Raw genomic sequence first — 26,194 nt, 5'->3', positions numbered from 1 at the left:
TATTGTATTGTGAGTCAATATAAATGGATGTGCGATGTCAATTCGTTGGCGTTAAAAGAACAGCATCTAATCACAGTGCGATTGAGTTTGGGGTAGGCAATGAGAATCTGGGCGGTGGCTAACCAGAAAGGTGGTGTCGGTAAAACTACGACAACACTAGCACTTGCGGGCCTTTTGGCTGATGCAGGTAAGCGTGTGTTGGTAGTTGACTTAGACCCGCACGGTTCAATGACCAGTTATTTTGGCTATGATCCCGATAGCATGGAACACAGCTGTTATGACCTGTTTCAGCACTCTGGCAGAATTCCTGCCCATTTGCCGCAGCAATTACTGCGCGACACCAGTCATGAGCATATTAAGCTCTTGCCATCCAGCACTGCGCTGGCAGTATTGGAGCGCCAATCACCGGGTAAAGACGGTTTAGGCTTGGTGATTGCTCGCACTTTAGCGCTGTTATCTGATGATTTTGACTTCGTTGTGATTGACAGCCCGCCTTTGCTTGGCGTGCTCATGGTGAATGCCTTAGCTGCCAGTGAGCATTTATTGATTCCAGTGCAAACTGAGTTTCTTGCGTTAAAAGGGCTGGAGCGTATGGTCAATACCTTAAAAATGATCAACCATTCGCGCCAACAACCGCTGCCTTTTACTATTGTGCCGACGTTATTTGATCGGCGCACTCAAGCATCTATAACTGCCTTGCGTATGCTGAAAAAGCAGTATCCAGATAAGCTCTGGCAGGCTTATATTCCGATTGATACGCGCTTGCGCGATGCCAGTCGAGCCGGTTTAGTGCCTTCACGCTTTGATAAGAGCAGCCGTGCCATTTTAGCCTATCGTGCTTTACTGAGGCATGTGCTTAGTCAATGCCTTCAGTCACGCCAAGCAGAGCCTGCTGCATCGCTAGGCACGTCTGAGCAGGATGCATTAGCTCAGGTTATAGATACAAAAATCAAACCAATGCATGAGTAGGGTCAGCCATGAGTAAAGATAGCCAGCACGCTGCTTTGCAAAATTATTTAAATGCGCTGTTGCTCGATGCAGAGCCAGAGCTCGAAGCGCAACTAAAGCCAGCTGATGCGGCCAAATCGGTAGCGTTTTTAGATGAGCCGCTCGTGAGCCCTAATGTGCTCCGTATGCCGCTTCGTGAACCGCTGATTAGTGAAGAACAAATACGTCAGTTGCCCGAGACAGTTCTTATTACAGAAGAACAGCAGAGTCATGCTTTATCCGAAGCTGAAACAACAAGTGAGCATGCGCTGGATAACTCCAGTTGGGCTGACAGTGCCTTTGAGTGCTTGCTGTTTGATGTGGCAGGGTTGACCTTGGCAGTGCCTTTAACCATGTTAGGTAGCATCTACGCATTTGAGCCTGAGCAGTTAACACCTTTGTTCGGTCAACCTGATTGGTTTATTGGTATATTATCAACGCCTGTTGGCAATTTAAAAGTATTAGAGTCAGCGCGTTGGGTGATGCCAGAACGCTATAATGCTAATATGCGTAAAGATTTAAAGTTTGTCATTTCGGTTAACGGTTATGACTGGGGTTTAGCAGTTCATCAGGTACGTCATTCAATACGTTTAGACCCGAGCGCAGTTAAATGGCGCACAGATCGTGGTAAGCGTGCTTGGCTGGCTGGCACAGTGATCGAGCATATGTGCGCCTTGCTGGATGTTGAGGTACTAGCGCAACTGATTACAAATCAAGAAACACCAATGAGTCCTGCATAAACAAAGACTCAATAGTTGTGATTATAGTGTGAGCCTAAGCGCTCGAATAAGGGGAATACCAATGCAGAATTTGTCAGCTCACAGTGCCGATGACCCTATCTTACAATGGGTAACATTTCGCCTTGATAATGAAACCTACGGCATCAATGTGATGCAGGTACAAGAGGTTTTGCGTTATACAGAAATAGCGCCAGTGCCCGGCGCGCCGAGCTATGTGTTAGGAATTATTAACCTACGAGGAAATGTTGTTACTGTAATTGATACGCGCCAACGTTTTGGTTTGCAGTCCGCAGAAGTGGGTGAAAATACGCGCGTTGTTATTATCGAGGTTGATAAGCAAGTTGTCGGTATTTTAGTTGATAGCGTGGCTGAAGTTGTTTATTTGCGACAATCTGAAATTGAAACAGCGCCCAATGTTGGCAATAAAGATGCTGCCAAGTTTATTCAGGGTGTGTGCAATAAAAATGGTGAATTATTAATACTCGTTGATCTAGAAAAAATGATGAGCGAAGAAGAGTGGTCTGAGCTGGAATCACTGTAATGTGGCCGCTTGTGTTGTTATCCGTCCTGTGCATTGGCAACGCTGTTGCCGTCTATGCATTGTGGCGAAAAAAACAGCACTTAGAGGCGCTACAGGCCAAGCAGGAAAAACAAATAGAACAGCAAAACAATACTCTGAAAAATCTAAGTCGACGTCTGGAAACCTATTTGGCAGGCAGCATACGCATGGGCGAAGAGTTGCATGAGTTGCAAAAGGACTTAGGGCCCTTGCCTGATAAAATCTTACGCATGGAGCAGCGAGATCCAAGTAGCTTATCCTTTACTCAAGCTGCTCGCTTAGTCGGTTTGGGTGCCAGTGCTGAGGACTTGAAACAATCCTGCGGCTTAAGTCAGTCGGAGGCAGAGTTACTACAACGCATGCACAGTAAGCAAAACTCTCAGTAGCTTTACTGCGCTATAAAAAAGGCCAACTGTTCCCAGTTGGCCTTTTTGCCTTAGCAAGTAAAATTACTTGCGGCTGGCTTTTTCTAACATACGCAGAGCGCGTTCGTTAGCTTCATCAGCTGTTTGCTGTGCACTTTGAGCAGCGCTCATAGCATCACCAGCTCTGCTGTATGCTTCATCAGCGCGAGCTTGCGCACGCATTACTGAATCTTCAACAGCAGTCAAACGAGCGTCAGTTTCTTTTGCTACGCTGCTGCAACCTGTTGCTAAAACAGCGGCTAAAGCTAATGCAGAGAATTTTAGAACATTATTCATCGTGTTCCCCTTAGTATGGGTTTCCATGGAAGCAACCTATCTGATGATAAGTTGACTAGCTATATGTTACGCATTCGTTTGAGTAAGTAAACTACTAGAGCCGTTATAATCACACTTTTTTTGCTTTACTGCTCAATAAATGTGCAATTAGTCATAAGTTTGCAAGTTTTAGTTAAATTCAATCGGTAAATGCCAGCTTTTCAAAGGCTTAAGCTCGGTATTTTATTGTGCATACGCTGGATTTATACATGTTTTTTGCACAGTAATCGCAGCTAAACTGAAAGTAAAGTGTGCTGTGTAGCGGTCTTTTTGACCTTTCTTTGCTCTGACTACGCTGTGCTTTGTCTTATTTATTGCATTGCTGGGCAGTCTAGGGGGCTCGCTGGCACCAAGGTTTGTCACGGCTGGCTCAGTACGCTTCAGTTATGCACTTCTACAGAGCAAGCATTTCGTACCTCGCTGCAAATCTATGCGAGGTGTTGGGCAACAATAATCTTGCCCGCATCAGTCTTCTTACTGGTCTGTTGTGCGATACGTTGCCTTTGCAGCAGTCACTGTAACGTTGTAGCCCACTGATTAACTCAGCAGGCGAGTTCTGTGGGCTAAGCCTGTGGCTGTTGATCTGCTATGGATGCTGAGTGATTTATGCAATCCAAGCCGAAAGCGTCTGCAGTAGGGGGTTGCCATGCGCATTGTTGAGGTGACTTTTAAGCAACTGGATCAATATGCTTGGTCGCCCAAAACTATGAGGCAAGCTCCAGTATGCAAACAACTGGTTTTTGATAGATAAAACTTATTGACAAGAGTAGAAATAACGGTCTGACAGGTGAGTTCGCTCAAATAGTAAAATAATTTAAATTTATTTTTGACAAGATCAGCATAGTGTCTATTTTGAATTCTGTAGCAACAAACAGGCTACGCAACTAAGTAGTAAAGGCTGATTGTTTGAATCACACAAGGAAGGTGTATATGCGTAAGTTAATAATGAATTCTATGTTAATTGCAGCTCTAAGTACCGGCAGTTACTTTGCTGTTGCAGCTGAGTCTAAAGCTGCGCCCGCAACACAGACTGTTGCTATGGTTGAGCAATCTACCGTTAACATTAATAGTGCTGACTCGCAAACCCTCGCACGTGAACTCAACGGCATTGGTGAGGCCAAAGCTAGAGCTATTGTTGATTACCGTGAAGCACATGGGGCTTTTGCCTCTGTTGATGAGCTGCTTGAAGTAAAAGGCATTGGTATGGCTATCTTAGAAAAAAACTTAAATAAGCTAACAATTAAATAGGGGGCTATTAGTTCATATTAGTACGGATACTAATTAAAGGATGCTTAATTAAAATATCAGGATGATATGCAATGGACTATTTAATTAAGCAGTGGAAGCAATAGGCGCCATAGGATGTGGTGTTGTATTTAACAAGGATGACTTACAAGGATGTTGAACTGTGCGCGTTGATTAAAGGAAGCGCTGAATAATTACCTACGTTGTCACAGCTAGGCAACATTATTCAGTACCTCCTTAACGCAAACAGTGAGGTAATAAGGGGGAGGCTGGTATCGCTGTAAAGCGAACCGTCTCCTGATTTAATTTTAGGAATCAACTGCAAATTTTGCTAGCAAAAAAGACATACAAAAGTTGTCTTATGTCGCGTACATCTGCAAAGCTTGCGGGACATTCCAGCTCAGCAAAGCTACAAAAGTCAATAATAGGCTGGGAGCGATAACGTACCAGTGCTGTTTTTTAAATGCGGCAATAGGTTGGTGCGCTTGCGTTAGCATCAAGCTTATCGCACAGATCATACTGGCCAGTAATGCTCCCGCTAAAATATCTGTTGGCCAGTGCACCGTTAAATAGACTCTTGATAAAGCAATACTTATTGCCGGCAACAGTGCAACTGTTAGCCAGAGTATGCGCCAACGCTGTGGCTGTTGGCGGCTGGCGAGCACGCCCAAGACTAGAAAAAAAGCAAAGCCAGATGCACTGTGCCCGCTTGGAAAGCTAAAGCTTTGTAAGGGCTCGAGAAGCACATCTGGCCGCGCCCGTTCAAAAAAATGTTTAAGTAAATAGTTACTAATGGCTACGCTGGTTAATGTAGTGCTAGCAAAAACTAAAGCACGAAACTGTCTAAATATTAACAATGCAGCACATAGCACAGAGCTGACAACGATTTGTGTCGAAAAATCACCTAAGCGGGTGATGATCACCATGCTGTGATCAAGCCAAGGTGTACGCAAGAGCTGACTCAAATCATGCAGATAATTATCAAAAATAGATAACTGCTGCCAGTTCAGCATTAATAGGATGAGCGCAATAGCGTAAACTGCGGCGCTCACCAAGCTGCTCATGCGTGATCCGAGTAAGCAACTGAATACACTCAAGGCTACAGACAAACCTAAGCAGCCAAACACCCAGCCAGCTTCTAGCCAAAAACCTGGCGGTGGGCTGAGCTCAAAAGCAGCACCGACCAGCCAGCCCGGCATAATATAAGCAACAGCCCAGCCAGCAGCGGCAAAGACGCTAACGGCGGCAAAGCGCGAAAAGGGCATGGACAACATACCTGCAATTAAGGGTAGCACTGGCCGCAAAGGGCCAATAAAGCGCCCAAGCAGTATGCTTAATGCGCCGTAGCGCTCAAAGTGCAGTTCTGCATTGACCAGCCAATGGGGGTGTGTACGCAGTATCGGCAGTCGCGGCACTTTGTTTTGCAAACGGTAGCCGAGTGCATAGGATAAAAAATCTCCACAAAGACCGCCAAGCCAAGCAAGAAGTAAAACTGTTGGTAGGCCTAAACTGCTGCTGCCGGCGATGAGCGCGAGCCCAAACATTAATACAACGCCGGGTAGGATAATGCCGACTAAGGCCAAACACTCCAAGAATGCAGCAGTGAAAATTGCCGCGCCTAGCCAATAAGGACTGCTACTGGACCATTCTAAAACTGTTTGTAAGATGTCATTCATAAAAAACTTCTTATCGCAGCAATCGGTTAACGTCATGCTGGCTAGATTAAGAACAAGCGCAGTGAGTCAGTGCTTTGGACTGCATGCTGCGTTGGCGTTCAGTTATGTTAAGCCGGTAGGTTAAACTAATGAGTAATTGTAGCCTTATAGCAGCAAATCTATAAGGCTTCTTGCCTACACAGCGGTGGCTGTCAGCAGGATAGCAGGCGCTTATGTTAAAGTAGCGCACCGACCAAGACTGAAATTTCTTATGTTGATTCCTTTTGAACAGCTTGCGCCAGAGACACTCACAGGCCTAATTGAAGATTTTGTTACTCGTGATGGCACTGATCATGGTGATGAAACGCCTTTGCAGGTGCGCATTGAGCGCGTGCGTCGTGCGCTTGATAAAAAACAGGCTGTTATTGTTTTTGATATTGAGAGTCAGCAGTGCCGGCTGTGTTTACGCCATGATGTGCCAAAAGAATGGCTGGATGATCTAGCAATTAACCGCTCAATAATCAGGTAATGGCTTGTTTTAACTCAATAAAACCAGCCTTCTTTGAACTTGTACACGGCCATAGCAGTCTTATGTGTTAAATCTATTAAATAAATGGAGATAACGCATGAATAAAAAATATTTTACCGCCTTATTTGCTGCAGTCGCCTTTGTCACGCTAGCAGGTTGCGCTTCACCAACGGTCATTACTTTAAAAGACGGCAGTCAGATCCAAACAAAGAACAAGCCAAAGTACGACAGAAACAGTGGCTTTTACGAGTTTGAGCAGCGAGACGGTAAGCCTGTGCGCATCAATAAAGACGATATCCACACCATCAAGAAAAAATAACCACATAGTGCATGCGTGATGCCTTTATTTCGCATCACGCATGTGTCATTTTTTACCTGTATCTGTCGTAATGAGCTGTAACTACTTCTTTTTAACGGCCTGAATCCATGCCGGATCTAAAGCCTGCTGATCGCAATCAATACCCATCTCCAGCATCTGTTCGGCATGGGCATTAATTTCACGCATTATCTGACTGGCTTCGCTGCTATTGGCGTCCAGTTGGTGCATTTGCATTAAACCCAAATGATAAAAACGCAGCAGCTTCATGGCTGCAGGGTTGCCTGCGGTGACAGCATCAGTGACATGGTGCATAACATTGGTCACTTGCATTAGGCTGCGTTTGAGTTGCCACCCATACACATTGGCTGCCATCCAAGGCTGTTGACTGAACACCAAGCGTACCAATGCAGCGGTAATAAACACAGCGCTGGCGACACCCGCCACATTAAGCTTAAAGTTATTGCCGCCTGGTTCGCCAAAAAACATGACCAGCAGACTCGATAGCAGCATCGCCAGCGCGACAAAAATCACAATAATAATCCACGTGGCCTTACGGGTTTCGCTGCGATATGTTTCAGGGTTGATTTTTTTAAGCCTAAACAATGCGCTATTGGAGCGGGTGGAGGGTTCAAGTTGTGGTGAATTGGACATGAAAAATAGGGCTCAGACTGTAAACATTGGGCCATCATACAGTAGCGCCTATCGCTGACAAGGTTTGCCTTAAAGCGCCGCAAAGAAGCGGGCTAGGCGTTTAACACATAGAGTGTCACATAAGCCAAAACAGCATAACGTCCCACTTTGGCGATCGTGACCAGCACAGTAAAGCGCCAAAAAGGCTCACGCAGCACACCTGCAATCAATGTTAGCGGATCACCGACAATTGGCATCCAACTCAACAACAAACTCCAGCGCCCATAGCGCTGATACCACTGCTGCGCACGGGCCAGTTGTGCCGGTGTCACTGGAAACCAGCGGCGAGATTGCCAGCGCTGCAACTGTCCACCCAACCACCAATTGATTTGCGACCCCAGCACATTGCCTAACGATGCAACCAACACCAATGAATACACGGCCTTGGGCTCCATTGTCAGCAGGGCGACCAACGCAGCTTCTGATTGCATGGGCAGCAACGTCGCGGCAATACAGGCGGATAGAGCAAGCCCAAGATAACTCACCCAGCTCAGCATAGCGCCGCAGCCGATTGCTTCTCAGCCAAGCAGACCGTATGGCTTGTCATTGCGTGAAGAGCTCCAACTGCACCGCCTCTTGCTGTTGCAGGTCATGCAAACGAACGCCAACCCCAGCAGACGTACCGCCTTATTACCGCGCATAAACGCTGCTGACAGCAGTAAGCGGTAACTGTCGAAATCAAGCGGCGCACCGGCTTGCTCAACCGTGGTTTGGGTAAAATCATGAAATTTAACTTTTACAAAGGGTTTGTCTGCGCGGTAACTGTCGTCTAAACGCTGCTGACGGCGAGCTAACTCCTCAAGTAAGCTAGGCAGCTGTGCATGGCAGGCGGCGAGGTCAGGCAGGTCTTGCTCAAAAGTGCGCTCAACACTCACACTTTGCCGGCGGCTATCAGGCTGCACGGGGCGCTCATCAATGCCGTGCGCCAATGACCACAACCGCTCACCGAAACTGCCAAAGGCTTTAGTCAGCGCCAAAATGCTCTGCCCACGCAATTGTGCGCAATTTAAAATACCCATGCGCTCTAACTTAGCAGCCGTTACTTTACCCACGCCATGCAGCTTTTTAACCGGTAACGCCAAGACAAAATCATCCACCTGATCAGGCGTAATCACAAACAAGCCATCGGGCTTGCGCCAGTCGGAGGCTATCTTCGCCAGAAACTTATTCGGAGCCACACCAGCAGACACCACCAAACGTAACTCCTGCCAAACACGGCTGCGTATTTCTTTAGCAATTAACGTGGCGCTACCAGAACACAGGGTGCAGTCGCTGACATCCAAAAAAACCTCATCCAAGGATAATGGCTCAACACAATCGGTGTAGTCATGCAAAATGCCATGAATCTGCTTCGAGGCCTCTTTATAGACATCCATGCGCGGCTTAATCACCTCAAGATCAGGGCACAGCTTTAAGGCGCGCGCAGTCGGCATCGCTGAATGAATGCCCCACGAGCGCGCTTCATAGTTGCAGGTTGCAATCACACCACGACGCTCAGCCGAACCACCCACAGCCACAGCGCGGCCGTGCAAGCGCGGATCATCACGCATTTCAATGGCTGCATAAAAACAATCAGCATCAATGTGAATTATTTTGCGCGCACTCAAAGCCTCTCTAGCCCCTATATACAGTGCCTCTTAAGCCGCTAGCTTAGCATTAGTACGCTCTGAATCGGCTTATTACTGTATTTAAATGCAGTATTTGTTTGACAAGGTTTGAAAAGTCGCTATAATTTGCGCCGCGGGATGGAGCAGTCTGGTAGCTCGTCGGGCTCATAACCCGAAGGTCGTAGGTTCAAATCCTGCTCCCGCAACCAGATACTAAAGCCTTAACTTTCAATAAGTTAGGGCTTTTTTTATGCCTGTAATTCCGTGCTGAAAAACCACCTAAAAAGCCTCCGTGCCCAAACCGTGCCCTGTGCATGCCCATTTTGAAATTCCAAGTTTTTTGATGCGCTAGATTTTGACCGCAAGTCTTTTTGGAGCCTTGTCATTGACTGGGTGGATTATCCGATCAATATCATTCCCAAAACCACAAGGATTTAAAACGCTTAAAAGATGGTTTGATAACAAGCTTTCTACCTTAAGCTCCCAACGCCTGTAATACATGCTTAGGGTCATTTTTAATTGCCGTCAACAACGCCTTTGCTGGGCCGGTCGGTTCACGGCGGCCTTGCTCCCAGTTACGCAAAGTAGCGACCTCAATACCAATGCATTGGGCAAATTGGACTTGGGTCAATCCTGTGGCCTTACGAATTACTTTTACCTGAGTAGCATCAACATGAAACTCGCGGGACGGTGCACGCTCTCCCTTAACTACTTCATCCATCTGTTGAGCGCTCTCCAGTAGCTCGTCGAAGAACGTGCTCATAGTATTATCTCCGTGACTCAGTAATTTGCTTAAGCGCCTTGCATTAAGCAGGCATTAGATCATCGGTTGCGCAATCTGCGCGACTGCCATAAAGCAGTAATAAATGTTATGACCATTGGACTAGGCAGTCACTCTATATAGCGTCAACTATTTTGGCGGCTATTACACAGTCTCTCAAGCGTATGGCAAGCATCCATAATCGCCTCAAAAGAATCATGTCCACCTAAAAGCACACCATCGTCGGTCATCGCAGCATAATCTTTTTTTAGAGCAAGCTTTGCATCACCTGTGGGCACAATTTTCAGGTTTCCCTGTATAGCATCCAGATAGCCAACAACGTCACCCGCATGATCTTTCTCAAAAAAGAATATCGATTTATGTTGAGCTACAGCGAGTGCAACTGCCTTATCTTGCGTGGCCGTTATGAATTCGCTTTTTGCGATTGCCGCAAGATCAAACCAGTGCCGTGCATAGCGCTCACTTCGCAACTTGCCTTGCATGCAATACACATGAGCAGCTGTTCAAACAGCGTTTTAAGAGTCCAAACGACCCAAAGATCTTTTTCCAGCAGATGTACTGGGCGACCTGATTGAGCGCTAGCGTACTGAAGCGCTTCCTGCTGCTCATTGCTAGAAAGTGAGAAGTAGGACTCAGACACCCACAGCCTCCTGCGCGACCGCTTTAGCCATCCAGCCCGGTAGACAAGCCCTAGAGTTAACCAGCTGCAACCACTCGTCCTCAGGAACAGCACGTCGGGCTTTTTTAACAGCAGAGCTGGCATGTTCTTCACCCATCCACTGCAGTGCTCGCGCGACTGCTCCGGCACTCAGCAACCAAAAAGGTGCATGCTTCAGCAATACTTCAGAGTTACCTAGAGAGAGTGTGCGAGTTTTGCCTGATGTTAAATACAGCTCGCGCACAGGCACTTGCTGAGTCAAACCCAAATGGTTTGCAGCACTCGCGCCATGGGGTTTAATCGTTTCCCCGCTGAGCTGTGCGTACGACTCAATCACTTTTTCAGTTGCAGGCGGACGTGTACCAAAACGGCCATGGACGGGTGCTGTATAAAGTCCACGCCCAACACGTATTAGCTCTTCGCTTTTAACCAGTCTGCTGAGTGCCTGATCTACAGCGGCACGACTGCCTAGATGCAAAAAAAGCTTAGGCGCAATAACGCTACCCTCAGATAGCGAAGATAAGTGCTCGATAATCACTTCATGTAAAGGTTTCATAATCATCCCTCTTGTCAGAAGTAAGTACAAAGTTTCTGACAGATAAAATATAGCTGCAGATCGTTACTGGCAATAAGACCGGCTCTAAAAGGACGGACCTCAAGAGCTTCTTTTGTATTTTTATTGCTTAAATACCATCAGCGATCTATGCACATTTTGTGCTTTCAGAGCTCGTTATGCAGGCTCTAGTGCTGCTGGCAGCTATGAGAGGTCATGGCCAGAAATTTAGGAAGATGCAGAGCCTGCAAAACAGGCGACAGTCACGAACAGTGCCCGAGAAAAAGGCCAAAAAGAGAAAAAGTTTTGTGAGGAATATTTTCGACTTTTAACGATTTGCAAATCAGCGTCAAAGGACTAAAATCACTTCTAACCCTTGATTGACGGGGTGTAGGATTATGTACATTAGAGCCATATGCGATGGCTACGGACTCATAACCATCCTGCTCCCGCAACCAGATTCATCAATAAAGCCTCAAGCATTTAATTGTTTGGGGCTTTTTTGTATCTGCACTTCCTGTAACCCTTGCCTCATGCGCCTTACAGCGCTCTTTTCTTAGCCTGTACAGTGTAATGGCATAGTTATTTGTTAAAGCGGTCTTACTCAGCTCTAGAGTTTTTCACCCTTGTAGCAGTTGAATATCAAGTGATGAAAAAGCTCGGATTCGCCAGGTTGTTACTCTGAGGGAGTTCTTTGCTGATGTACTGCACCATTTATCGACTGTATGGAGCTGGGTTAAGAATTATAATATACCAGTGTAGGGCGCTGCTGCCGTATGCTTACAAGAAAGATACGCTAACAGGAAAGTCCATGTCTATTCAGCTTGATTTTCGCACCCTCAGCTTGACACTGATGCTCTTTAGCTTAGTGTTCGGTCTAGGTATGTTTGCGTACTCCAGAGAGCATCCCAAGTTCTCTGGAATAAAAATCATAGGCGTTGGGTATTTTCTGATTGGCGGTGGCTGTGTACTGCTCGGCCTGCGCCATTTTATTCATGATTTTGCTTCCATAGTGCTTTCCAATATGGCGATCGTTATGGGGGTGGTGCTGATCTACAGGGGGTTGTTTAATTTTCTCGATATCTCCTTGCGTTTTGAGCGTTGGTTGAGTCTGGCACTGGTAATGCTGCTTGCTCCTGTTCTGTATTTTTATACATTTCATATTCCAGATATAAGCATGCGTATACAAGCATTCTCTATCGTCTTTGCAGCCGCCTGTTTCATTGGAGTCAGCGGGTTATTGCAGCACCACGAAATTCATAGCCGCATAGTCGTCAAAATGCTTATTGCCATGTTTTTGCTGTTGGGTATCTTCTTTACCTTCCGTTTTCTTTGGGCGTTTTATGAGGCGCCGCCCAATAACTTTATGGAGGCAGGTCTACTGAGTGCATTAACTATTATTGCCGGTGAGTTTTTGGTGATTCTGTCATCATTTGCCACCATCTGGATGGCTTCCGATAAACTGCAGGATGAAATCTCAGAAACAGCTCGGACTGACCCTTTGACGGGGCTCTACAACCGGCGCGCATTTGACGAATGTTGTGATATTGAGTTCAGCCGCGCACAGCGCTTAGATACTCCTTTCGTCATCATTATGTGTGATCTAGATCACTTTAAAAAAGTGAATGATCAGCACGGGCATCATGTAGGGGATCAGGTGTTGAAACACTTTGCTGCTGTTCTCAAAGACAGAATACGTCAGGAAGATGTGGCGGCGCGTTTTGGTGGTGAAGAGTTTGTTTTACTGTTGCCTCACAGCAATACCGAACAGGGCTTACAGATTGCAGAGCAGCTCAGAGAAAAAGCGGCCGCAACTCAGATTAAGGTTGATGATGCTATCAGTTTGACTATTTCAGCCAGTTTCGGCGTGGCTCATAACTATGCTACTGATAGTACATGGGGTGCGGTGCTGCAACGTGCTGATAATGCCCTGTACGCTGCGAAAAAGCAGGGTCGTAACCGAGTTGTCGGTTCAGGCGTTAGCGAACCAGAGTTTACAAGCAGGCAATGATTATATTTCGTCAGGGGCAGGCGCTTAATTAATTACAGCGTAGAGTGCCGAACGTGTCAGTACGGCAGCTTGTACCGTCACTACCGCGAGTGGTGCCAAACGAATCAGTTCGCCAAGAGTTCCCTTTGTTGTCCCTGACTGTACCAAACGAGTCTTTACGGTAGGTGGTGCCGTCACTGCCTCTAATTGTACCAAACGAGTCAGTGCGCCATGTGTTGCCGCGGTTATCTCTTGTAGTGCCGAAAGAGTCTGTTCGGTATGCAGTGCCATCACTGCATCTTGTTGTACCAAATGAATCCGTTCGACAGTTCATCTGCTCAGCAAGAGCAACGGGTGCAGCAATCATAAGGGCAAAAACCACTACAGCGAATTTAATATCCATGCGCGTAGCCAACTCCTTAGGTTATTTTGTACATAACAAATTTAACAGGTATTGTAATTTTTTATCGGCCATACTTTGAGACATTGCCCTCACTATCACGGAAAAGAACATGACGGATAAAACTCCTGCAAACAAACTCGCCAGCAGTTTTAATAAGGTCGCAACTGGTGGGGCGACTGGTAGGGTAACTGGCGGGGTGGCTTGTCTGGTAGCTTGTCCGGTTTCAGCTGAAAATTAGCGGACAAGCGCCTAAGGCCGCTACAAAATCAGCATAACTTCTACCTTCAAGCCCCAGCCAATAGCACTTCCAAGCGCGGTATGCGCTGTAGGCTTGGTGTGGTAATTGCGTAGAACTGCTCCTGCAGTTCAGGCAGTTGGCCGACGATGACTAGGCTGCCGTTGTGCAGCTCATCTTGCACCACAACCTCAGGCAGTACTGTCAGCCACTGGCTGTCACGTGCGATCAAGCGCAGCATCGCCATGTCATCCACTTCGGCACGCAGTCGCGGTTTAACGCCAGCGCGAATGCACAGGGCGTCAAACTGCACGCGCAGCGCATGTCGAGGGCCGGGAAGGGCGATATCAATACCATCTAAGTCCTCTGGAATGCGCAAGCTGCGGTTCTTCCAGATCGATGCAGGCCCCACCAGAGAAATGGTTTGGCTGCCAAGGAAGCGGCAATGCAACGGGCGGTTCGAGCGGGCCGGCACACTCTCATTGGCCAATACAATGTCCAGTTCGTGTTGCAGCAAGCGCTCTAGCAGTCCTTCTAACAAACCTGATTCTAGCGTCAGCACAACCGATTCATCGGCCAAAAGTGGGCGAATCCAGTTTTCCTGATAGTTTCTAGACAGGGTAGAGACGCTGCCAACGCGCACGCGAATCATGCCCTCGCTGTGCACTTGCAGCCGCCCCAACATTTCCTGACCTAGGCCAAAAATTTCTTCTGCGTACGTAAACACCAGCTGGCCTGTGGCTGTCAGCAACAGGCGTTTACCTTCTCGGACAAACAGGTCCTTACCTAAATGCTCTTCAAGCTGTTTGATTTGTGCGGATAAGGCTGATTGCGAGGTATGCACTTCCTCTGCGGCGCGGGTCAGATGGCCTATTTTGGCAACGCGCCAAAAATAGAATAAGTGATGAAAGTTCAGCTGCTTAAGATTGATCATTCTGTTTTCAGTATCAAAGAGTTCGTATCAATGTATTTTACAGAATAACTCGCGTCAAGCATCCTAGCCGCCGCCCAAATTAGGAGTGTGCGTCATGGCTGTCTGGAACACCATTTTCATTTATCTAAGTCCTTTTGCACCGGCATTGCTGATGTGTATTGCGCTGCTGCTGGCGACAATTAAATCAACTCAGATAGCGCAGCTGTGGCAACGCTATATTTACCTGTCTGCTGTAGCTCTAGGCTGCACGCTGGTCTTATTGGTGTGGCGCATTGTTGTGCCTTCGTCCACGCTGGATGCGCTGTCAATCGGCTATTCGTCATGGTTTACAGTGACCATGCTTGGCGCATGGTTGGCGGTTTTAGTGCAGTTTGTCGGCACCATTATCGGTGTATTTTCATCACGTTACTTACAAGGTGAGCCGCAGCAGGGGCGTTATATTTTGGCATTATCAGCAGTATTAACCTGTGTGCACGTGCTGCTGTTGGCCAATCATTGGCTTGTCTTGATTGCTGCTTGGGCGATGGTGGGTGTCGCGCTGCAGAAACTTCTGTGTTTTTACGCAGATCGGCCATTTGCCTTGTTGGCGGGCCATAAAAAACGCGCAGCTGACCGCCTAGCAGATATTTTACTCTTGGCTGCTGCAGCCTTAGCCTGGCAAGAGGTGGGCAGCGGCTCGTTTACAGCATTGTGGCAACACCTTGCGCAACACGGCATGTCGCTTGCCTTGCACATCAGCGCCGTGTGTTTGGTGGTTGCGGTGGTTCTGCGCATGGCGATGTTGCCTGTGCATGGTTGGCTGATTCAAGTGATGGAAGCGCCGACGCCGGTATCGGCATTACTGCATGCGGGCGTGATTAACCTTGGCGGCTTCGTCATCATCCGCTTTGCGCCACTCTTGGAAGCGGCCACGCCAGCGCGTTGGCTCCTGATTGGCTTTGGGCTTGTCACCGCGGTGCTGGCAGGCTTGGTGATGCTGACTCGTATCAGCATCAAAGTGCGTTTAGCTTGGTCAACCGTAGCGCAAATGGGCTTTTTACTGCTTGAGTGCGGTTTAGGTTTGTACTCGCTGGCCGCGCTGCATCTGCTGGGGCATTCGTTGTACAAAGCCAATGCCTTCCTCTCCGCCTCAAGCATGGTCAAAGACAGCACATTACAGCGCATGCGCCCACAGGTTAAGCCGTCAGTGTTCAGCTTAGTGTTTGCGCCGTTATTGGCGTTATTGGTTTTGCTGCTGGTGCAAAAGCTCAGCTCAGATAGCGCTTGGCCGTGGTGGTGGAGCGCTGTGCTGGCTTTGGCGTGGGCGCCATTGCTCTGGCTGCCAAGTGTACGCGATCATTCAAGCAATGCGCTGGCTTGGCGGGCTCTGGCAGGTTTGAGCATCATTGCCGGCCTGACTGCAGCAATGCTACTGGCACATCTACTGCCGTTTGGCGTCATTGATAACCCGTATCCGCTGGCTGGAATAATCACCTTGTGTGCGATGGCAGCTTTGTATCTGTGCTTGGTTACCTTGCAGGTACGGCCGCAGGCTTTGGTCCGATTGCGGCGCTGGAGCTACGCCGGATTTTATGTTGATGAGTGGGTTACCCGTTTGGTTTTGAAACATTGGCCAACGCGCTGGACTGTCAGTCCAGATAAACCCCGCGCGCTAGCAACAACCCAAGCCACTGATCCGTCAATCATCAACTGAGCTAACTTAAGGTGTCTATAATGAGCAACCCCATCTCGCATCCAGCACAAAACACGGCATCAGTTAAAAGCTTTTTAAGCGCGACAGCGTCAGCCACAGATACGCCTGCAGAGTCGCTCAATTTAAAAATTGAAAGGGCCTGCGCGCAAGCCTGCCAAGCAATCGCCCCAGCATGGCCGCTGGATCGGGCCATTGCCGTTAATCCGCATTGGTCACGTATTGATCGGCCCATTCGTGAAGTGGCCGCGCGTATGGCTGTGTTAGGCGCTATCAAGGTTTTCCCGCCTCGCAGTTACATACAGCAGGCGTGGCGCGAAGGGCGCATTCAGCCTGACGATTTAAGCAGCGCACTCAAGCGTTTGCCCGCCGCACAAGCGCTGAGCCTTGAGCAATGCATTGAGGGTTTGGCTGATAACAGCGTCATCCCGCGCTTACCTCTGCTTATTGATGAGCTGGACGATGATCTTGATAAAGACAAGCGGCTCTCGTGGCGCCAAGCCATTACCCACCAAGTCAGTCAGACCTGCGCTGCCTACTTTGATCAGCATCAGGCTGACTGGCAACCCGAATCTGCTGCTGGCCTCTATGCGTTCTGGCGCGAAACCATCACCCATGATTACGGCATTAGCACTCTTATGGGCTTGCCTGATCTTGCACAAACCCTCAGTGTTTTACCGACCACTCGCCAAGATGCTGAGCGCTGGGTGTTAAAGCGTTTGGGGCTGCCTGAGTCGGTCTGGGTCGACTATCTGGAAGCTGTTTTACTGACGGTCAATGGCTGGGCGTCTTGGTGTGCGTACCTTGGCTGGCAAACGCAGCAAGCAGGGCAGACAGACGCACACTTGCGTGACTTGTTGGCGATTCGTCTGGCTTGGGGTGTGATTTTATTAGATTACAAAGATGACAGCTCAGCCAAAACCGCATTCAGCGCGATACAAGCACAATGGCAGTTCACTGCTGAGCGGTTAAAACAGGCTGAACACACCCTAGTGATGGATGAGGTGTGGCAGCTTGCTTTGGAGACAGGCTATCAGCGCCAGTTATCGCGTCAGTTGACTGCGCCAGCCGCGGCTCAGCCAACACGCACACAGGCGCCAACAGTCGATGTGCAAGCCGTGTTTTGTATTGATGTGCGCAGTGAGCCGCTGCGCCGCGCCCTTGAAACAGTTCATCCTGGTATGCAGACCATTGGTTTTGCAGGTTTTTTTGGTCTGCCTGTGGCTTATACGCCTTTTGCGACAGCGGCCAGGCGTCCGCAACTGCCGGGCTTACTGCCGGCCACACTGGAAGTGACAGACAGAATCAGCCCCGCCTTAGCCACTAAAACAACCAGCGCAGAGGCTTTAAATACAAGCGCACAGCAGGCCCGCCAGCGCAACTTTGCTTGGTCTGAACAGATGCACTCTGCCAGTCGCTGGCCGGCGTCTGCATTTTCCTTTGTTGAAGCAGCAGGCTTGGCCTATGTGGGGAAACTCGCACGCTGGCTTAAACCAACAGCACAGCCATTGCAGTCCAATGATTTAGCCGGCCTGCCTGCGCGCTATCAGCGTCTGTGCCGTCCTGCATTGTATGCAATGGATACTCAGGCAAAGGTGCAACTCGCTGCGCGTGTCTTGCAGGCCATGGGCTTGGATAGCTATCTTGCGCCAACTGTATTGCTGGTCGGGCATGGCAGCCAAAGCAAAAATAATGCACAGGCTGCCGCGTTGGATTGTGGCGCATGCTGCGGTCAAACCGGCGAGGTCAACGCGCGGGTCTTGGCACGTTTACTCAACGAGCCAGAGGTGCGTGCTGGTTTAAAACTATGTGATATCGAGATCCCAGAGCACACAGTGTTTATTGCCGCACTCCACAACACCACAACCGATGAAATAGGCGGCTTTGATCTTGACCTGCTGACAGTCCCTGCGCGCAAAACGTGGGACAGTTTACAGAGTGTGTTTGCTCAAGCCGGCGCTCAAGTGCGTCGCGAACGCGCCGCTAAACTGGGGCTCAGCGCCTCGGCTGCAGCCAACCAGTTGCTGGCGCAGTTACGTCGCCGCGCTAACGATGGCGCACAAACTCGGCCTGAATGGGGCTTAGCCGATAACGCTGCATTTATCATTGCGCCACGCCAGCGCACTGTCGGCCTAGCATTAAACGGGCGCAGCTTTTTGCATGACTACGACAGCACGCAGGATACTGACGGCAGCATTCTCGAACTGCTGATGACCGCGCCGATGCTGGTCACCCATTGGATCAACCTGCAATACCATGCCTCAGTCTGTGATCCGCAGCGCCTGGGTAGCGGTAACAAATTGCTGCATAACGTTGTTGGTGGACACATTGGTGTTTTCGAAGGGAACGGCGGCGATTTGCGCATTGGTCTGTCACAGCAATCTGTACACGACGGTCAGCGCTGGATGCATGAGCCGCTGCGTCTCACCGTCATCATTGATGCCCCCAGCCACGCCATTGAGAAAGTTATCGGCCAACATAGCGTGGTGCGGCAACTGGTCAATAACGGCTGGATCCACTTATGGCGCTTTGAGCAGGCTCAGTTGCTGCGCTACGACAACGGTGATTGGCAAGCGTGCGCGCTTTAGCGCGTGCCGAGCTCGCTTTAACCGCAGTTTATACAGCCCATCGATGTGCTAGGATGGCCCGTTATTATCGGGCCATACGTTGAGGCGCTGCGCCTCACTATCACGGAAAAGAACATGACGGATAAAGCTGCTGCAAACAACCTCGCTGCCTATTGCTGGTCGATCGCTGATTTATTGCGCGGTGACTTTAAACAAAGCCAGTACGGCCGTATTATTTTGCCCTTTACCTTGCTGCGCCGCTTAGAAGGCGTGCTCGAAGACAGCAAACAGCAGGTGCTGGCACGCTACAAAGAGGTTCAAGCCATGAACCTGCCAGAAGAAGCGCAAGAAAAGCTGCTGCTCAGAGCAACGCAAATCAACGGCCACACGCTCAGCTTTTATAACACCTCGGAAATGAATCTCTCTACGCTTGGGCAGTTCGATATCAAATCCAACTTGGAAAGCTATATCCAAGGCTTTTCTAAAGATGCCCGCGAGATCTTCGAGTACTTTAACTTTGCTGAGTTTTTAGGCCAGCTCAACGACGCTGATTTGCTGTTTAAAGTGGTGCAAAGAGTCCGTCAAACCGACCTGAGCCCCAAGGCCGTGTCCAACCATGATATGGGTCTGGTCTTTGAAGAGCTGATCCGCCGTTTTGCCGAAGGCTCCAATGAAACCGCCGGGGAGCACTTTACCCCGCGTGATATCGTGCGTCTCACCACTGCTTTGGTGTTTATGGAAGACGACGATGCCTTAACCAAGCCCGGCATTATCCGCACCATTTATGACCCAACTGCAGGTACCGGCGGCTTTCTCTCGTCGGGCATGGAGTACGTGCACGAGCTCAACCCGCATGCGGTGATGCGCGCCTATGGCCAAGAGCTGAATCCGGAAAGCTACGCCATTTGTAAAGCCGATATGCTGATCAAAGGCCAAGATGTTAGCAATATCAAGCTGGGCAATACCTTATCCAACGACCAGCTGCACGGTGTGCAATTTGACTACATGCTGTCTAATCCGCCATTTGGCGTGGATTGGAAAAAGATCGAATCCACCATCAAAGACGAGAACACCCTTAAAGGCTTTGACGGGCGTTTCGGGCCGGGCCTGCCGCGCGTCTCCGATGGTTCGTTATTGTTTTTAATGCACCTGATCAGCAAGCTGCGTGACAGCAAAGATGGCGGTGGTCGCATTGGTATTATTCTCAATGGCTCGCCACTCTTTACCGGCGGCGCGGGCTCTGGCGAGTCGGAAATTCGCCGTTACCTGCTAGAAGCCGATTTAGTCGAAGCCATCGTTGGCCTGCCCACCGATATGTTCTACAACACCGGCATCGCCACCTATGTTTGGGTGCTGTCCAACAAAAAAACCGACGAGCGCAAAGGCAAAGTGCAGCTGATTAACGGCGTCAATCTGTACAGCAAAATGCGCAAATCCCTCGGCAGCAAACGCAATGAAATGAGCGAATCAGATATCGCCACCATCATTCGCAGCTTTGGTAGCTTTACCGAGGAAGAGGCGCGCGATTTAGACAAGCCAGCGGATGTAAAAAGCAACCGTGGCCGCCAATCAGCCAATCCAAAAGTTGAAACTGTAAAAACTTTTGCCAGCAAGATTTTCGATAACCATGAATTTGGTTACCGCCGCATCACCATCGAGCGCCCATTGCGCGAAAGCTACCAGTTCAGTGATGCGCGCATTGCCGAGCTGCGTTTTGATGACAAACAACTCAATGCGCCGATGAAGTGGGTGTATGAAACCTTCGGCCAGAACTGGAGCGATACAGCGCCTGTGGCGGGTGCAGAGCAGTGCCCGAACTATGGCGTCTTTAACGATGACCAAAGCATCGAAATCCGCGTGCATATCAAAGCCAATTTTAGCGAGCTAAAAGAAGCAAAAATTAAAGAGCTACTAGAGCGCAAAACCTGGCTGGACTGCAAGCAACTGATGCAACAGGCCAAGCAACTGCAAGCAGAAATTGGCAATGCACAGCACGACGATATGAATCGTTACGATGCTGCGGTTAAAGCCGCCATGAAAGCCCAAGATTTAAAAATCGCCACCCGAGAATTAAAACTGATCACCGCCGCCGTCAGCTGGAAAAACCCAGCCGCCGAGAAAGTGATTAAAAAGGTACATAAAACACTGACCGTCAAGGATGGCGGAAATGCAGAAAATGCAGAACGCAATTTTCTGCCTAATCCAATCTATGGCTTGTTTGATGTCAACGGCAAAACCATTGAATACCAGCCCGACAGCGAGCTGCGCGATAACGAAAACGTCGCTCTGGATCCAAGCCAAAACGTCGACGCCCTCAACGAAGCCTACTTTATAAAAGAAGTGCAACCGCATGTTCCGGATGCCTGGATCGATGCCAGCAAGAAAGATGCTAAAGACGAGCAGGTTGGTATTGTTGGCTATGAGATTCCTTTTAACCGCCACTTCTATGAGTATCAGCCGCCGAGGGATTTAGCTGAGATTGATGCGGATTTGGATGCAGTTTCAGCGGAGATTATGGCGCTGCTGCAAGAGGTGCACTCCTGATGGTCTTTTTACGCGATTGCTGCGTTGTGGCTGTGCTTATGTTCAGGACGAACGGTATGCCGCGTTTGCATGGATGCAAAAGAGCGGCCGCTCAGTCACATACGATCTGTATGCTCCTTCGCTGCGCGCAGACACGCCTTGCACTCACGCAAAAATCCTCAACAGGAGGATGGGTTCATGAGTAAGTATCAGGCGTATCCGGAGTATAAGGATTCGAATATAAGTGGTTTAGGATTAATTCCTAAGAGTTGGGAAATTATGCAGCTTAAGCGCACGGTAGATGGTTGCGTAAATGGTATATGGGGTAGTGAGCCGAGGAGTGCTGGTGACGACACTATTGTTTTGCGTGTTGCAGACTTTGACCGACCAAGGCTATCCATTAAGGAAACCGGTTATACATTTCGTTATATAGATGAAAAAGAGAAGGCGAGTCGTAAATTAAAGCGTGGCGACTTATTGCTTGAAAAGTCTGGTGGTGGTGAGAAGACCCTAGTAGGTCAAGTTGTTTTATTCGAAAAGGACTTCGAAGCAGTAACGTCTAATTTTGTTGCAAAAATGACACCACTTGATGGCTTTAACAGCAAATTCCTAAACTATGTTTTTAGCAGATTTTATAGCGACAGAATTAACTTCTGCTCAATCAAACAAAATACCGGAATTCAAAACTTAGACTCTGCTGCGTACTTAGCTGAAAAATTTGGTTTTCCACAAGAAAATGAGCAGGCACAGATCGCTGCTTTCCTCGATCACGAAACCGCCAAAATCGATACCCTGATCGATAAGCAACAACAGCTTATCCAGCTGCTAAAAGAAAAACGCCAAGCCGTCATTAGCCATGCCGTCACCAAAGGCCTAAACCCTAACGCCCCCGTGCGTGATTCAGGTGTTGAGTGGTTAGGTGAAGTGCCGGAGCACTGGAAAGTAGGTAGATATAAATTTTGTACCAGCCGAGTAGTTGTAGGCATAGCAGAAGCCGCTACCCATGCTTATGCAGAGACTGGAGTGCCTATTATTCGGTCAACGAATATTAGAGAAGAAGGATTAGACCTTTCTGGGATGCTATTTATAAAGAAAGGATTTGCAGAGCTTAATAGCTCTAAATATCTTTATACAAACGACGTTATAACTGTTCGCACCGGCTACCCTGGCACTAGTGCTGTAATTCCTGAAACTCTAGACAAGTCGCAGTGCTTTACTAATCTAGTCGCCACACCAAAAGAAGAAATGTCCCCTCATTTTTTATCTGAATATTTAAATTCGCATACAGGAAAGTCATATTTTGATTTGTTGGGATGGGGAAGTGCGCAAAAAAATATTAGTGTTCCAATTCTTCAAAATATTTCAATTGCATGGCCTGAAATAAGTGAGCAAAAAGAAATAGTTAGCTATATCCAGCAACAGCGGGAGAAATATACAAAGTTAGTTACTAAGGGGGAAAAACAAATTGAATTGCTTCAAGAACGCCGCACCGCTCTAATCTCCGCAGCCGTTACCGGTAAGATCGACGTAAGAAACTGGAGTCCAGCTTAATGTTGAATAAAGTCGTCACCGGTAACGCCGCTCTTGCGCATCCCTGCATGTCATTGCTGTTCGCAACTGGCAAGCTTCAACTGAGAATAGATAAAACAAGGAAGGCGTATGAGCCGTTTGGAAAATAAAATTGAAGCCAAAGATCGCACTATTCGTGATGTGTTGGATAAAGCCAAATACACGGTGGATTACTACCAGCGTGAGTACAGTTGGCAGCAAAAACATATTGAGCAGTTGGTCACGGATTTAACCACGGCTTTTTTAAATGAATACCAGCCACAACATGAGCGCCCAGAGGTAGAAAACTACAACAGCTATTACCTAGGGCCGTTTGTGTTAAGCGAAAAAAGCGGTATGCGCAGCATTATTGATGGCCAGCAACGCCTGACATCGCTAACGCTTATTTTGGTGTACTTAAACAATTTACAGCGAGATTATGGCGTCAACGAGTCGATTGAAAGCCTGATTTTCTCGGAGAAGTTTGGCAAAAAATCCTTCAACATTGACGTACCTGAGCGCACAGCCTGTTTGCAAGCCTTGTTTGAAGAAGGCGAATATACGCTGCCAGAAGACGCCGATGCCTCAACGGTGAATATGGCCGAGCGCTACAGCGATATTGCCGATGCCTTTCCTAAAGAAATTGATGCTCAAGCCCTGCCGTTTTTTATCGACTGGTTTAAAGAGCGTGTGGTGCTGGTGGAGATTTTGGCCTACTCCGATGAGAACGCTTACACCATTTTTGAAACCATGAACGACCGTGGTTTAAACCTAACACCCACAGAGATGTTAAAAGGCTATTTGTTATCGCGCTTTAAAGACGATGCCTTGCGTAAAAGCACCAACGATTTTTGGAAAAAGTCCATTACTCGCCTGCAAGAGCTGGATAAAGAAGAAGACCAACGCTTTATTCAAGCCTTTTTGCGCGCTAAATATGCAGTCACTATTCGTCAGGGACAGGCAGGCTCTAAAAACGAAGATTTTGAAAAAATTGGTACACGCTTTCACAACTGGTTCCGCGATAACTTAAAGTTAGTCGGTTTAGATAAAGACTCCCAAGAAGATTTTAACCAGTTTGTTAACCAGCACTTCAAATACTACCTAGACGCTTACCTACGAATTGCCAAGGCCAAAGAGTCGTTAGTAGCGGGCTTGGAGTCTGTGCATTACATTCAGCAGTGGGGTATCGCCGCGTCTTTAAGAGACCCTTTACTGCTAGCAGCTTTGTTGCCTAGCGACAGTGTGGAATTAGCCAACGAGAAAATTAACACCGTGGCTAAATACATTGATATTTTCTGTGTGCGTCGCTCCATAAACTTTAGAGCCTTTGGTGCAACCTCGATTCGCTACACCATGTACAGCTTAGTAAAAGAATTACGCGACCAGCCGCTGGATGAGCTAAAAGCCATTTTACAAGGCAAGCTCGATGCCATGGATGAAACCTGGAATAAGTTTCAAAACTTTCGCTTACATGGCCAGAACAAGCGTTTTGTTAAATACCTTTTATCGCGCATTTCAGGCTATGTTGACCAACTTGCAGGGCAAAGCAGTAACTTCATAAACTATTACCATAAGGGTGTAGGCAAGCCTTACGAGGTTGAGCACCTTTGGAGTAACCACTTTGATGCCTTTAAAGACGAATTTGAGCAGCAAAATGATTTTGAAGAATACCGTAACCGCTTAGGTGGCTTGGTCTTGCTGCCTTCAGGTACCAATCAATCGTATGGCGGCAAACCCTATAGCGAAAAAAAGCAGCACTACATTAAAGAGAATTTGCTGGTTCAATCACTCTGCCCGCTGGCGTATAAAAACAACCCAAACTTTAAAAAACTTATTACCGATCATGGGCTGCCTTTTAAACCCCATGATGAATTTAAAAAACACGATTTAGAAGAGCGCCAAGCGTTGTATCAAGCAATTAGCGAGAAGATTTGGACGTTGTACTAGGTGTGAGAAAAGGTACGCTATGATGCGATTAGCTTGCTTATTCAAATCAACTCGTGATTAGAATAGGCTAAATAATCGCATCACGAGAGACGCCCTATGTGGATTTGGCAGCAAGAGCAATGGCCTAACTTTACTTGGAATAACAGCATCATCGAGCCCTTGTTAAGGCAAACACGTCTTAACCAAGGCGTGCTGCTGGGTAAAGCAACCAGCCAATCGGCTCATCAAAAACACAGTATGTTGGACACCTTGCTGGCGAATCTCGTGCATTCAAGCGCGATTGAGGGCGAGCAACTTAATGTGTTTTCTGTGCGTTCTTCGCTGGCGAATCAACTGGGGCTTAGCGAAGCACACCCTTTTCCCACTACCCAGCAAACCGATGGCCTAGCCGAAATCATGCTGGATGCGGTAGAAAACTTAGCTGCGCCGTTTAGCTTAGATCGACTCTTACACTGGCATAGCCGCCTGTTTGTTGAGGGCAATACCTTATTGAGCTCAGTGGTTGGTGGCCAACTCAGGGGGGATGCGCCGATGCAAGTGGTATCGGGACGGATAGATAACCCTAAAGTGCATTTTACCGCCCCAAGCCGAGCCGTATTAGACAGCGAGCTCAGCCGCTTTATCGACTGGTTTAACGCATCACAAAGCGATACCAGCCTCGATCCATTATTAAGAGCCGCCATTGCACACTTTTGGTTTGTTACTTTGCATCCTTTCGAAGACGGTAATGGGCGTATCACTCGCTTACTAACAGACTTAGCATTAGCCCAGGCTGAGCCGCAATCGGTCCGGTTTTACGCAATGTCGGTGGGCATTTTAGCCAAGCGTGCGAGTTACTATAAAATCTTAGAGCAAAGCCAAAAGGGAGAGTTGGATATTACCCCTTGGCTGGTTTGGTTTTTAGACACCCTAAACGATACCTTTGCCAGGGTTATAACTGAGCTTGAGCAAACACTATTTAAAGCCAGGTTTTGGCGTCAAATCGACCAAACACAATTACTAAAAGAGCAAGTGAAACTCCTGAATACAATGCTGGATGGGGACTTTCCAGATGGCATTAACACCACGCAATATCATCGAGCGGCTAAAGTCAGTAAGCCCACAGCGACGCGTCACCTCAGCGCTTTGGTGGATTTAGGCTGCTTAGTCAAATCAGCGGCGGGCGGGCGTAGCACACGTTATTTGCTACCGAGCAAAGCCATAATGTGATGAATAAAATAAAGAATTTTTAACAAGTGAGTTTTGCTGGCTACGCTTAACTGTGCATGCGGTCGAGAATGTGTATCTTTAGCTT

Annotated in this window: 21 protein-coding genes, 1 tRNA gene and 2 pseudogenes; 15 read left to right on the top strand and 9 right to left on the bottom strand. The window is 48.2% G+C overall.

Annotation, left to right across the window (positions count from 1 at the left end):
- Positions 1-99 precede the first annotated feature (99 nt).
- The 4 genes and pseudogenes from FXF61_RS08025 to FXF61_RS08010 all read left to right on the top strand — a co-directional run.
- Positions 100-885 (top strand): annotated as a pseudogene (locus FXF61_RS08025) (ParA family protein); the annotation flags it as partial.
- 92 nt (positions 886-977) lie between these two features.
- Positions 978-1,727 (top strand): chemotaxis protein CheW, encoded by a 750-nt coding sequence (locus FXF61_RS08020; RefSeq protein ID WP_151184776.1) that lies wholly within the window; start codon positions 978-980, stop codon positions 1,725-1,727.
- A 61-nt stretch (positions 1,728-1,788) separates the two neighbouring features.
- On the top strand, positions 1,789-2,268 hold the full coding sequence (locus FXF61_RS08015; protein WP_151184775.1) for a chemotaxis protein CheW: 480 nt from the start codon (positions 1,789-1,791) through the stop codon (positions 2,266-2,268).
- Positions 2,268-2,672 (top strand): DUF2802 domain-containing protein, encoded by a 405-nt coding sequence (locus FXF61_RS08010; protein WP_151184774.1) that lies wholly within the window; start codon positions 2,268-2,270, stop codon positions 2,670-2,672. The genes FXF61_RS08015 and FXF61_RS08010 overlap by 1 nt, the downstream gene beginning before the upstream one ends.
- Before the next feature lie 63 nt (positions 2,673-2,735).
- Here the strand turns inward: FXF61_RS08010 and FXF61_RS08005 are convergent, their stop codons facing one another.
- Positions 2,736-2,987 carry an Lpp/OprI family alanine-zipper lipoprotein gene (locus FXF61_RS08005; RefSeq protein ID WP_151184773.1) on the bottom strand — a complete coding sequence of 84 codons (252 nt, stop codon included), beginning with the start codon at positions 2,985-2,987 and terminating at the stop codon, positions 2,736-2,738.
- Positions 2,988-3,956: 969 nt separating this feature from the next.
- Here FXF61_RS08005 and FXF61_RS08000 point away from each other — a divergent pair.
- Complete coding sequence (locus FXF61_RS08000; RefSeq protein ID WP_151184772.1) at positions 3,957-4,274, top strand: ComEA family DNA-binding protein; 318 nt, start codon at positions 3,957-3,959, stop codon at positions 4,272-4,274.
- Between the two features lie 356 nt (positions 4,275-4,630).
- On the opposite strand, the gene FXF61_RS07995 is transcribed toward FXF61_RS08000, so the two are convergent.
- The gene (locus FXF61_RS07995) at positions 4,631-5,947 is read right to left on the bottom strand and encodes a bifunctional DedA family/phosphatase PAP2 family protein (RefSeq protein ID WP_151184771.1); all 1,317 of its coding nucleotides are present in this window, start codon (positions 5,945-5,947) and stop codon (positions 4,631-4,633) included.
- Between the two features lie 250 nt (positions 5,948-6,197).
- Here FXF61_RS07995 and FXF61_RS07990 point away from each other — a divergent pair, with 250 nt between their 5' ends.
- Both FXF61_RS07990 and FXF61_RS07985 read left to right on the top strand, forming a co-directional pair.
- Positions 6,198-6,455 (top strand): YheU family protein, encoded by a 258-nt coding sequence (locus FXF61_RS07990; RefSeq protein ID WP_151184770.1) that lies wholly within the window; start codon positions 6,198-6,200, stop codon positions 6,453-6,455.
- Positions 6,456-6,552: 97 nt separating this feature from the next.
- The gene (locus FXF61_RS07985; protein WP_151184769.1) at positions 6,553-6,774 is read left to right on the top strand and encodes a YgdI/YgdR family lipoprotein; all 222 of its coding nucleotides are present in this window, start codon (positions 6,553-6,555) and stop codon (positions 6,772-6,774) included.
- An 81-nt stretch (positions 6,775-6,855) separates the two neighbouring features.
- Here FXF61_RS07985 and FXF61_RS07980 read toward each other — a convergent pair whose 3' ends face one another.
- From FXF61_RS07980 to dinB, 3 genes and pseudogenes are all read right to left on the bottom strand, one after another.
- Positions 6,856-7,425, bottom strand: a complete 570-nt coding sequence (locus FXF61_RS07980; protein WP_256663388.1) for a DUF3087 family protein — start codon at positions 7,423-7,425, stop codon at positions 6,856-6,858.
- A 92-nt stretch (positions 7,426-7,517) separates the two neighbouring features.
- A complete protein-coding gene (locus tag FXF61_RS07975) occupies positions 7,518-7,961 on the bottom strand; it encodes a YqaA family protein (protein WP_151184768.1) in 444 nt (147 codons plus the stop codon).
- Positions 7,962-8,007: 46 nt separating this feature from the next.
- Positions 8,008-9,071, bottom strand: a pseudogene (dinB, locus tag FXF61_RS07970) (DNA polymerase IV).
- Between the two features lie 132 nt (positions 9,072-9,203).
- On the opposite strand from dinB, the gene FXF61_RS07965 reads away from it, so the two are divergent.
- Positions 9,204-9,280: transfer RNA gene (locus tag FXF61_RS07965), tRNA-Met, on the top strand.
- A gap of 266 nt (positions 9,281-9,546) precedes the next feature.
- Here FXF61_RS07965 and nadS read toward each other — a convergent pair.
- The 3 genes from nadS to FXF61_RS07950 form a co-directional block, all read right to left on the bottom strand.
- Positions 9,547-9,834, bottom strand: a complete 288-nt coding sequence (gene nadS / locus FXF61_RS07960) for a NadS family protein (protein WP_151184767.1) — start codon at positions 9,832-9,834, stop codon at positions 9,547-9,549.
- A gap of 143 nt (positions 9,835-9,977) precedes the next feature.
- Complete coding sequence (locus FXF61_RS07955) at positions 9,978-10,334, bottom strand: nucleotidyl transferase AbiEii/AbiGii toxin family protein (protein ID WP_151184766.1); 357 nt, start codon at positions 10,332-10,334, stop codon at positions 9,978-9,980.
- 150 nt (positions 10,335-10,484) lie between these two features.
- A complete protein-coding gene (locus tag FXF61_RS07950) occupies positions 10,485-11,066 on the bottom strand; it encodes a DUF6088 family protein (RefSeq protein WP_151184765.1) in 582 nt (193 codons plus the stop codon).
- Between the two features lie 808 nt (positions 11,067-11,874).
- On the opposite strand from FXF61_RS07950, the gene FXF61_RS07945 reads away from it, so the two are divergent.
- Positions 11,875-13,074, top strand: coding sequence for a GGDEF domain-containing protein (locus FXF61_RS07945; protein ID WP_151184764.1), 1,200 nt, complete (start codon positions 11,875-11,877; stop codon positions 13,072-13,074).
- 666 nt (positions 13,075-13,740) lie between these two features.
- On the opposite strand, the gene FXF61_RS07935 is transcribed toward FXF61_RS07945, so the two are convergent.
- Complete coding sequence (locus tag FXF61_RS07935) at positions 13,741-14,622, bottom strand: LysR family transcriptional regulator (RefSeq protein ID WP_151186040.1); 882 nt, start codon at positions 14,620-14,622, stop codon at positions 13,741-13,743.
- 97 nt (positions 14,623-14,719) lie between these two features.
- On the opposite strand from FXF61_RS07935, the gene FXF61_RS07930 reads away from it, so the two are divergent.
- From FXF61_RS07930 to FXF61_RS07905, 6 genes are all read left to right on the top strand, one after another.
- Complete coding sequence (locus tag FXF61_RS07930; protein ID WP_151184763.1) at positions 14,720-16,318, top strand: NADH-quinone oxidoreductase subunit L; 1,599 nt, start codon at positions 14,720-14,722, stop codon at positions 16,316-16,318.
- Positions 16,319-16,338: 20 nt separating this feature from the next.
- Positions 16,339-18,903, top strand: a complete 2,565-nt coding sequence (locus tag FXF61_RS07925; protein ID WP_151184762.1) for a YbcC family protein — start codon at positions 16,339-16,341, stop codon at positions 18,901-18,903.
- Between the two features lie 114 nt (positions 18,904-19,017).
- Complete coding sequence (locus FXF61_RS07920) at positions 19,018-21,426, top strand: class I SAM-dependent DNA methyltransferase (protein ID WP_151184761.1); 2,409 nt, start codon at positions 19,018-19,020, stop codon at positions 21,424-21,426.
- A gap of 177 nt (positions 21,427-21,603) precedes the next feature.
- Entirely contained in the window at positions 21,604-22,956 is a 1,353-nt protein-coding gene (locus FXF61_RS07915) for a restriction endonuclease subunit S (protein WP_151184760.1), read from the top strand.
- 108 nt (positions 22,957-23,064) lie between these two features.
- Positions 23,065-24,900, top strand: coding sequence for a DUF262 domain-containing protein (locus FXF61_RS07910; RefSeq protein WP_151184759.1), 1,836 nt, complete (start codon positions 23,065-23,067; stop codon positions 24,898-24,900).
- Positions 24,901-24,996: 96 nt separating this feature from the next.
- A complete protein-coding gene (locus FXF61_RS07905) occupies positions 24,997-26,109 on the top strand; it encodes a Fic family protein (RefSeq protein ID WP_151184758.1) in 1,113 nt (370 codons plus the stop codon).
- The last annotated feature ends 85 nt before the right edge of the window (positions 26,110-26,194 follow it).

The sequence above is a fragment of the Pseudomonas sp. C27(2019) genome (assembly GCF_008807395.1).
Classification (GTDB): domain Bacteria; phylum Pseudomonadota; class Gammaproteobacteria; order Pseudomonadales; family Pseudomonadaceae; genus Denitrificimonas.
This window is presented reverse-complemented; position numbering and strand designations above follow the sequence as displayed.